Below are 9,201 nucleotides of genomic sequence, written 5' to 3'. Positions count from 1 at the left end.
CCCTCCACCCCTCCGGCCCCGACGGGAGCACGCGCCCCGGCGCAGTCCGGCCCGGCAGCCCCTGCTTCGGGACAGCCCCAGGTGTGGCCACCGGCCCAGGCCGGCGCCAGCGGCACGCCGCAGGTGTGGCCCCCCGCGCCCGCACAGCCGGCCGCGCCGCCCACGCTCCATTTCGCCACGCCGGTGGCGCCGCCGCCGAAGCCCGCGGCGGCTCCGCGCAGCGAGCCCGCGTTCCTCGTCTTCCCCAACCCCGGCGCCGCGCAGAACACGCCGCAGCCCCGTCCCAAGCCCGCCGCGCTGGAGAGCCGTCCCTCTGCTCCGCCCGCGAGCCAGGACGTGCCGGACTGGACGCTGGCCCAGGCGCGCGCTGCGCTGAAGGAAGCCACCAAGGACCGCGACCGCCTCATCGACGTGGCGCTGCGCTTCGGCCGCAGGACCTTCGACTACGTCGCCTCCTTCGCCGTGCTGCGGGGCGGCGCCACGGGCCTGGAGGCTCGCGGCGACGGCATGGCGGGAGAGCAGCTCACGCAGGTGTCCATCCCGCTGGATGCCAGCAGCGTCTTCCGCACGGTGGCCGTCACCCGCGGCAGCTACGCGGGCCCACTGCCTCCGGACGCGCTCACGCGGCACTACCTGGAGCTGTTCGGACGCCAGACGCCGCGCACCGTCTTCCTGTACCCGGTCGAGGTGAAGGGCCGGCTGGTGGCCATCCTCTACGGTGACTGTGGCCAGCGGCCCATCAGCCAGCGCCGCCTGTCCGACTACATCCTGTTCTGCCAGGACCTGCCGGCGGCCTTCCAGGAGCTCATCCTCTTCCGCAAGCAGCGCGTGTCGGAGCTGCGCGCGCCGGACGAGGTGGAGCTCACCATCGACGTGGACCTGCCCGTGGCCGCCGCGCCCGCGCCGGCCCCCGCGGTGGTCGCCGGCCTGGGCTGGAGCCCCTTCTTCGGCCGAGGTGCCACCGGCAACATGGGCCGCGCCGCCGCGCTGCCGCCGCGCGCGCAGTCACAAGAGGAGCGCCCGCCGCCGGACTTCGCGCCGCTGCTGCGTCGCCTCACCGGCCCGGACGCCGCGCAGCGCGCCAACGCCATGGCGGAGCTGGCGCGCTCGCCCGAGGCCAGCGCCCGGGTGCTGGCCCAGCACTTCCCCGGCCCCACGGCCTGGAGCCGGCTGCCCGTGGTGGAGCTGCCCGAGGCGGACGAGCTGGGGCCCATCCCCGGCGCGCTGTCCCGGCTGGGCCGCCCCGCCGCGCAGGCCGTGTCGCCACTGCTGGACTCCCAGGACGCGGACACGCGCTACTTCGCGCTGCTCACCGCCGGCAACCTCCCCTACGTGGAGCTGGTGGACGGCGTGCTGCGCGGTCTGTTCGACCTGGAGCCGGACATCTCCAGCGCCGCGCGCGTGGCCGCCGCCGCGCTCAAGCAGCTCCCCCGGCTGGACGCCGCCCTGCGCGACCTGCGCCACGAGCTGAGCAGCCGAGACCCGCTGCGCCGCTCGCTGGCCGCGCGCGCCCTGGGCACGCTGCATGACCGCGACGCGATTGAGGGCCTCATCCGCCTCACGGGCGGCGACGACGAGATGTGCGCCCAGGCCGCGGCGGAGGCGCTGCGGGAAGTAACGCGCGCCACGCTGGGACTGGATGCGCGTCAGTGGTCGGCGTGGTGGGCGGAGAATCGCAGCCGCCGTCGCGCGGACTGGCTCGTCTCCGCGCTGCGCCACCGCGAGCTGGACGTGCGACTGGCGGCCATCGAGGAGCTGAGCCGCGCGCTGCACGACACGCTGGGCTACTACGCAGATGCCCCCGAAGCCGAACGCGAGCAGGCGGTGCGCCGCTGGGAGGCCGCGGCGGTGGAGCCGGCCAACGCGCGCCGGCTGGGCATGCTCTAGTCCCCAGCATCGGAGCGCCCCATGACGGGTGGGATGTGGATCAGCCTCCTGGCCTGCGCGGGCCAGCTCGCCTTGGCGGGCCTGGCCCTGGTGCGCGTGGGCAAGAGTCCGTTGGCGCTGCCGCTGTCGCTGCTGTCCATCGCCCTGTCGACGTGGAACTTCTCCGGCTTCGCGCTGGTGCGCGCGGATGAGGACGGCTGGCGGCTGGTGGGCTTCACCGCGGGCCTGATGACGGTGCCGTGCGCGCTGCACTTCATCCTGTCCTTCGTGGGACGGCGACGAAGCCTCGCCTGGGCCATGTACAGCGCCTATGCCCTCTTCGGCGTGTTGGCGCTCGCCATGCTGGTGGCGTTGGGCGCGCCCATGCTGGAGGCGCACCTGCTCACGCTGCGCTTCGGGCTGCTGGTCTCCGCGCTGGCCATTCCCATCCTCAGTGGAGGCTTCGCGCTCCTGGGCTTGCACGTGCTGCGCTCGCGACACCCGGACGAGCGCGCCCGCGCGGGCCTGGTGCTGTTGGGGCTCACGCTGGTGGTGGCCCTGCTGATGACGGAGCTGGCGGCGGAGCTGGGCCTGGAGGTAGTGCGGCTCGGCCACGTGGGCACGCTCCTGGGCCTGCCGGTCATGGCCACCGCGGCGCTGCGCTTCGGCCTCTTCGGAGACGACCCGGGCGCGCCCCGGCTGGCGCTGCACGCGGCGGGCATCGCGGGGCTGGGGGTGCTGGCCTATCTCGCCGTAGTGCGGCTCTTCGTCGCGCAGGCGGGCACGCTCATCATCTGCACCACGGCGGTGACGTTCGCCCTGGTGGCCGCGACCCGCCGGGGCGTCACCGCCTACGTCAGCCGGAGCGAGCGCCTGGAGCAGCTCGCCACGCTGGGCCGCTTCTCCGCGCAGATGGCGCACGACCTCAAGAACCCCATCGCCGCGATGAAGGGCGCCGCGCAGTACCTCAAGGAGGAGCACGCGCGCGGGCGTCCGTGGGACGGGCACGGCGAGTTCCTGGACCTGCTGTTGGAGCAGGTGGAGCGCCTGGACCGGGTGGTGGACACGTATCAGCGGCTGGCGCGCGTGGAGCCCCTGCCCAAGCCGGTGGACCTGCGCCGGCTGGTGGAGGGCGTGCTGTCGCTCCAGGCCTTCGCCAGCCCGGGCAAGGTCGTCATCATCCGGGAGCTGGCCGCCGGCCTGCCCCCCTGCGCGGGAGACCTGGACCTGCTGGCCAACACCCTGGAGAACCTGGTGCGCAACGCCTGCGAGGCGATGCCCGGAGGTGGCACCCTCACCGTGCGCGCGCTGCGTGACGGTGCCGACGTGGCCCTGGAGGTGGAGGACACCGGCGAGGGCATGGACGCTCGAACGCGCGAGCGTGCCTTCGACGACTTCTTCACCACCAAGGCCTCGGGCAGCGGCCTGGGGCTGGCCTTCGTCCGGCGCGTGGTGGAAGCGCACGGTGGCGAGGTGCTCCTGACAAGCCGGGAGGGGCGCGGTACGGTGGTCCGGATGCGCCTGCCCGTCACGGACGCGAGCCTGGGCGGCGCAGGCGTGGGAGAAGCTGCTTGAACGAATCATTGAGAGGCACGGTGCTGCTGGTCGACGACGACCCCGCCGTGGCCAAGGTGCTGGGCGCCCTGCTGACGCAGGCGGGCCTGACGACGCATGCGGCGCGCGACGGGCAGGAAGCCCTGGCGCTGCTGGCGAGCAAGCCGGTGGACGTGGTGGTGAGCGACGTGCGCATGCCGGGCATGGATGGCCTGCAGGTGCTCGCGGAGGTGTCGCGCGGCTGGCCGGACGTGCCCGTCATCCTCCTCACCGCGCACGGCACGGTGCCGCTGGCGGTGGAGGCGATGAAGGCGGGCGCCGCGGACTTCGTGCTCAAGCCCTTCGACCGGGAGGAGATTCTCTTCACCGTCCGCAAGGCGCTGCTGCGCGCGCAGGGCGAGGAGGCGCGCCAGCAGGTGCGGCCCACGGGAGGCTTCATCGGCCAGAGCCGGGCCATGGCGGACGTGCAGGCCGTGCTGGCGAAGGCGGCGGCCGGTACAGCCACGGTGCTGCTGCGCGGCGAGTCCGGCACGGGCAAGGAGCTGGCGGCCAAGGCCGTTCACGACGCCAGTCCCCGGCGGGATGGCCCCTTCGTGAAGCTGCACTGCGCGGCGCTGCCGGACACCCTGCTGGAGAGCGAGCTGTTCGGCTACGAGAAGGGCGCCTTCACGGGCGCCGCCACGCGCAAGCCCGGGCGCGTGGAGCTGGCCCATGGCGGCACGCTGTTCCTCGACGAGGTGGGCGACATCTCCCCCGCCGTCCAGGTGAAGCTGCTGCGAGTCATCCAGGAGCGCGAGCTGGAGCGGCTGGGCGGCACGCAAACGGTGAAGGTGGACGTCCGCTTCGTGGCGGCCACGCATCAGCCCTTGGAAGAGCGCGTGAAGGAAGGCCGCTTCCGCGAGGACCTCTTCTACCGCCTCAACGTGGTGCCCGTGTGGATACCGGCCCTGCGCGAACGCCCGGACGACATCGAGCCGTTGGCCCTGCACTTCCTGGAGGTCCACGCGAAGACGAACGGGCGCCCGCCCTTCACCCTCATGCCCGACGGGCTCGCGGCGCTGCGGGCCCAGCCGTGGCCCGGCAACGTGCGGCAGCTCCAGAACTTCCTGGAGCGCTTGGTGGTGCTCTCCGACACGCAGGTGATTGGCGGGCGGGAAGTCCTTCAAGAGCTGGCGCGCCAGCCAGGCCTGACCCCCGCCCCCTTTGCCGCGACGCCTTCCGTCAGCGCCCAGGAAACGCCAACGGCGCCTGTCACGGACTCCGCCCGGACCCTGGAGTCCCAGCGCAAGGAGATGGAGCGCCAGGCGATGGTGGATGCGCTCAAGCGCGCGGGCGACAACCGGACGCTGGCGGCGCGGCTGCTCGGCATCAGCCGGCGCACGCTCTACAACAAGCTGGAGGAGTACGAGCTGCTGTAGTCAGCCCTCAGTCACGCTCGGTCGCGAGCGCTTCCAGCTCCTCGTGGAAGGCCTGGATGAGCGCATGCGGGTCGGTCACCCGGCCCGCGTCCGCCGCCACGCCCACCGTCACCTGCCCCGCGTAGCTGAAGAGGCTCACGCCCAACCCCAGATGGCCCGTCTGGGGAACCCAGAACGTCAGGCCCTCCAGCCGGCTGCCCGCCAGGGACACCGCCGCGCGCGGACCGGGCACGTTGGTGGCAATCAACGAAGCCTTGGAGCCGAAGGTATCCACCACCCACCGCTCCAGCGCCGCTGGCGTGTACCCCAGCAACTCCAGCGCGCCGAAGGTCAGCACCGCCTCCGGCGAGCGCTTCAGCCGCTCCATCCGCCGCACCAGCTCCTGCAACCGGCGCTGAGGCGTGCCCAGCTGCACGGGCAGCCGAAGGAAGACGACGCCGAAGTGGTTGCCCAGCTCGCGAGGCACGGGCACGTCGAGAGGCCGCAGATTCACGGGCACCAGCGCGTGCAGGTCCTCGGGTGGCTCCCCCAGCGACTCCAGGTAGCGCCGCAGCGCGCCCGCCACCGCCGCCAGCAGCACGTCATTCACCGTGCCGCCCAGCGCGCGGCCCACGGCCTTCACTCGCTCCAGCGGCACCGGGTCCGACCAGGCGGCGCGCTTCTGCGTCCCCAGCGGCCCCCGCAGTGACGTGCGCGGGTCCGGCGGAATCACCAACAACTTGCCCATGGCCGCGGCGCCCCGAGCGCCCTGCACCAGCAGGTCGCCCACGAGAATCGGCTCCGCGGCCAGCTCCGCGCCCTTGCGCCACACCGCGCGCGCGGTCCCCGCCACCGCCCGAGCCCCACGCACCCAGCTCGCGAGCCCACCGGTTGAAGGCCTCGACGCGGGCTCGGGCGTCTCGGCGGCCAGCTCCGCCTCCGCCCCATCCGTGAGCGTCAGCAGCACCCGCGCCAGGGCCATGCCGTCCGCGAGACAGTGATGCAGCCGCGCCAGCAGCACGTCGTGCCCGTCCGCGGCCGACATGACATGGAACTGCCACAACGGCCGGGAGCGCTCCAGGGGCGTGCTCATCCACTCCCCCACCAGCGACTCCAGCGCGGCGCGGTCCCCGGGCGGGGGCACGTCGAGCCGCGACAGGTGCCAGTCCAGGTCGAGCTCGGCGACCTCCTCCCACTGCGGCAGGCCCACGAGTCCCGCCACCGCGCGCTGGCGAAAGCGGGGGTAGCGCTCCACCAGCCGTTCCCGCACCACCGCCTGCAGCCGCTCGAAGTCCAGCCGGCCCTCGAACCAGAGCACGGCGGTAATCATCATCAGGTTGGCGGGTTCCTCCATGTGGAACCACAGCGCGTCCACACTCGACATCCGCTCCTGCGCCGCCATGTCTCACGACCTCCCGGTGAAGGCCGTTCTACTTCTTTCCGCTCTCCGGGGTCGCACGTTCGAACTGGAAGGTCTGCTTCGTCTCGTCGTCCACCATCAACGTCAGGACGCCTTTCTCCAGGTCCCAGACATAGGCGTTCCCCCGAAACTTGAGCTTCGGTCCCGTCAGGGGAATCACCCGCTTGTCGCCGCACACCGGGCCCACCGCCTGGCCGTCGCGCGTGCGCAGCCGCACCCGGTCCTTGCCCGACACGTCCAGCGTGCCCCAGGCGCGGACCACCAGCGAGTTGCCCTGCCCCAGCGTCGCGGCCTCCAGCGAGGTGCGCAGCACGAAGCAGCCCGACGGCGTCACCTGCAACGAGCGCGCGTAGTCCGAACGAGGCTTGGCCTCGATGCGCTCCTCCCGCACGGTTTCGTCTTCCGGCAGACTGGCGGCCACCAGCGTCCAGGTCCCCACCAACGCCTTGGGAGGCGCCGCCCCGGGTGCCGTCACGCCCTCGCACGGCGCCGGGACTTCCTTCTCGGGGCTGGGCGGGGCGGGCTCAAAGGAGCGCTGGCAGATGGGCAGGCAGGCCTTCGGCCCGCATTCGGTATCGTTCGGCGCGCAGCCCGCCTTCTGGGTACACGCCTTGAGCCGCTCCAGCGCCTGCTCACAGTCCTGACGCATGCAGGTGTCGACGCACTCGGCGTCGATGCACTCGGCCACGCAGGCCCAGTTGGTGGCGCCGCACACGCCGGCCACCGTGCGCGGACGCTGCGGCGAGGACGTCTGGGCCGCGGCTGGAAGCGCGGCGCCCAGCGCCAGGAACAGGACGGAGAGGAGTCGAGAAGAGGACATGCCTCCACGCAAGCTAGCCACGCCCTCTGCTCACGCGGACCCTCCCCGCCGCGGGAGCTGTCCACCCGCCAGCACTGCGGGTGGGGACTCTGCTCTCAGGTGAACTGCCAGCGCCAGGTGCGCACGTCGGCGTGCTCCACCATGTCCAGCTCGAAGGACAGCGTTTCGAAGCGCTCGAACTCCCGCGAGTCCACGCGCAAGAGCATCATCCCCGCGTAGTTCTGCCCTCGCAGCGGCGACACGTTGAAGGACAGCTCCGCGTCGAAGGCCACCTTGTAGAAGAGGCAGAAGCCGTCCACGCGCCCCTCGTCCACCACGGGCCGGGAGAAGCGCACGCGGTGCGGCAGGCCGTCGGCCACCATTGTCTCCAGGTCGAAGGCGAAGGCGGGCTCCGGGTCGCACAACAGGTGGTCCACCTCGTAGGAGCGGATGACGCGCGTGAAGTAGGACGGGTTCATCGCCTCGCGCAGCGTCTGCAGGCAGCTGTAGTCCACGCTGGGGAAGCGCTGGCTCCAGATGAAGGGGATGCACGCCTCGTCCCGCAGCTGCACCGGCTCCACGAAGACCTCGAAGCGGTTGGGCAGGATGCGGCCTCCGGGCTTCAACGCCCGGTTGCGCAGGTCCAGGATGCGAGGGACCAGCCCCGCGTCGAAGAGGGCGTCGCCCAGCAACTCATGCAGCAGGACGTCCACCTTCTCCGGCATCTGGTACTGCCAGGGCTGCGCGCGCACGAAGTCGATGTTCTCCAGCCCGTTGCGGCGCGCCACCCACTGCGCCGTGTCCAGCAGCCGCGAGCCATCCACCGCGTACAGCTTCTTCGGCTGACGGCTGGCCGCCAGGAAGGTCCGCAGGCCCGTTCCGGTGCATGCATCCATGACGACCTGCCCGGGCCGCACATACCGTTCGCAGGCTCTCCGCCATCCCTCCACCCGCTCCGGGTCCGCGAGCGCGAAATCCTGAGGCGCCGGACTGGACAGGGACAGACTGTCCGGCACGACGTTGCGCGGTAGCTGGGACACGAGCGTCGAATGGCTGAGCCGTGAACGCAGGTCCATCAATGCCTGGCGAGGCATGTCGAGCAGATTGGGCATGTGGCATCCCCCCGGATGCGTGGGTCCTTCGGACGGGCCTCCCGGTGCGACAACGCACCGGGATTTCTGAGCATGCTTGACTTACAGGTTCAGCGCCATCCAGCGAGGGGACGGGATCAGTGTCCCCCGGTGAACAGCCTCGCGCTCAATGCAGCAGCGGTGACGTGTGCCCGGAAGCGCGCGCGCGGCGCAACAGCCAGTCATGGAGGAAGGCCTGGACCGCGGGGTGTTGGGACTGGCGGAAGGCTTCGGGCGGGGCGTGTTCGATGATGCGTCCCTCATGGAGCAGCGCCAGGCTGTCACCCACCCGGAAGGCGGTGGCCACGTCCGGGGTGATGACGAGCGCCGAGGCATGGAGCCGGTGCTTGCCGGTGAGGATGACGTCCACCACGGACTGGGTCCTCAGCGGATCCAACCCCGCGGTGGGGTCGTCGTAGAGAAGGATTTTCGGTTCCAGCACCACGGCGCGAGCAAAGGCGGCGCGTTTGAGCATGCCGCCGGAGAGTTCGCCCGGGCGCTGCTTCGCCGCGTCCTCCAGGCCCACCAGCGCCAGCACGCGCTGCACGCGCTCACGTACCTCGCTCTCCACCAGATGGAGCCGCTCGCGCAGTGGGAAGGCGACGTTGTCCTCGACGGTGAGCGAGTCGAAGAGGGCGCCGCCCTGGAAGAGGATGCCCATCTTGCGGCGCACGCGCTCGAGCCCTGCGGCGTCCAGCCAGGCCAGCTCCTCGCCGTCCACGCGCACCGTGCCGCGGTCTGGACGCAGCAGGCCGTCCAGGTGCTTCATCAGCACCGTCTTCCCGGAGCCCGACACGCCCAGCAGCACGCACGTGGTGCCCGTGGGCACCACCAGGTCCACGCCCCGCAGCACGTGCTGGGCGCCGAAGGACTTGTGGACGTTCATCATCTCGATGGCATTGCGCTGCGCCGGCTCGGCCATCCCACGCCCCCCAAGTCCCGGCGCCGCTGCCCGGAGGCGGAATTGTGACGGCCGCCCCCATCTGCTCGCGACCCGCCTTGTAGTCGGAGGCAAGCGATGGGCCCCGGACAGTG

The 9,201-nt window shown here is 72.0% G+C and carries 7 protein-coding genes; 3 read left to right on the top strand and 4 right to left on the bottom strand.

The annotated features are described in order from the left end of the window. The 3 genes from FMP39_RS31580 to FMP39_RS31570 all read left to right on the top strand — a co-directional run. Window positions 1-1,887: FrgA protein (locus tag FMP39_RS31580; protein WP_141593784.1), on the top strand; the 1,887-nt coding region annotated here is incomplete at its 5' end. A 21-nt stretch (window positions 1,888-1,908) separates the two neighbouring features. Further along, the gene (locus tag FMP39_RS31575; protein ID WP_141593783.1) at window positions 1,909-3,441 is read left to right on the top strand and encodes an ATP-binding protein; all 1,533 of its coding nucleotides are present in this window, start codon (window positions 1,909-1,911) and stop codon (window positions 3,439-3,441) included. Continuing rightward, window positions 3,438-4,838 carry a sigma-54 dependent transcriptional regulator gene (locus tag FMP39_RS31570; RefSeq protein WP_194858640.1) on the top strand — a complete coding sequence of 467 codons (1,401 nt, stop codon included), beginning with the start codon at window positions 3,438-3,440 and terminating at the stop codon, window positions 4,836-4,838. Before FMP39_RS31575 ends, FMP39_RS31570 begins: the two co-directional genes overlap by 4 nt. A gap of 7 nt (window positions 4,839-4,845) precedes the next feature. On the opposite strand, the gene FMP39_RS31565 is transcribed toward FMP39_RS31570, so the two are convergent. From FMP39_RS31565 to FMP39_RS31550, 4 genes are all read right to left on the bottom strand, one after another. Next, window positions 4,846-6,219, bottom strand: a complete 1,374-nt coding sequence (locus tag FMP39_RS31565; RefSeq protein ID WP_141593782.1) for a wax ester/triacylglycerol synthase family O-acyltransferase — start codon at window positions 6,217-6,219, stop codon at window positions 4,846-4,848. A gap of 28 nt (window positions 6,220-6,247) precedes the next feature. After that, window positions 6,248-7,057 (bottom strand): hypothetical protein, encoded by an 810-nt coding sequence (locus tag FMP39_RS31560; protein ID WP_141593781.1) that lies wholly within the window; start codon window positions 7,055-7,057, stop codon window positions 6,248-6,250. 95 nt (window positions 7,058-7,152) lie between these two features. Further along, window positions 7,153-8,148 (bottom strand): class I SAM-dependent methyltransferase, encoded by a 996-nt coding sequence (locus FMP39_RS31555; protein WP_141593780.1) that lies wholly within the window; start codon window positions 8,146-8,148, stop codon window positions 7,153-7,155. A gap of 145 nt (window positions 8,149-8,293) precedes the next feature. Beyond that, window positions 8,294-9,088: an ABC transporter ATP-binding protein gene (locus tag FMP39_RS31550; protein ID WP_141593779.1), complete on the bottom strand. Its 795-nt coding sequence runs from the start codon at window positions 9,086-9,088 to the stop codon at window positions 8,294-8,296. Between the last annotated feature and the right edge of the window lie 113 nt (window positions 9,089-9,201).

Source organism: Myxococcus sp. AB056 (genome assembly GCF_006547365.1).
GTDB classification, from domain to species: Bacteria; Myxococcota; Myxococcia; order Myxococcales; family Myxococcaceae; genus Myxococcus; species Myxococcus virescens.
Note: the sequence above shows the minus strand (reverse complement) of the source record. Positions and strands in the feature narration are given on the sequence as shown.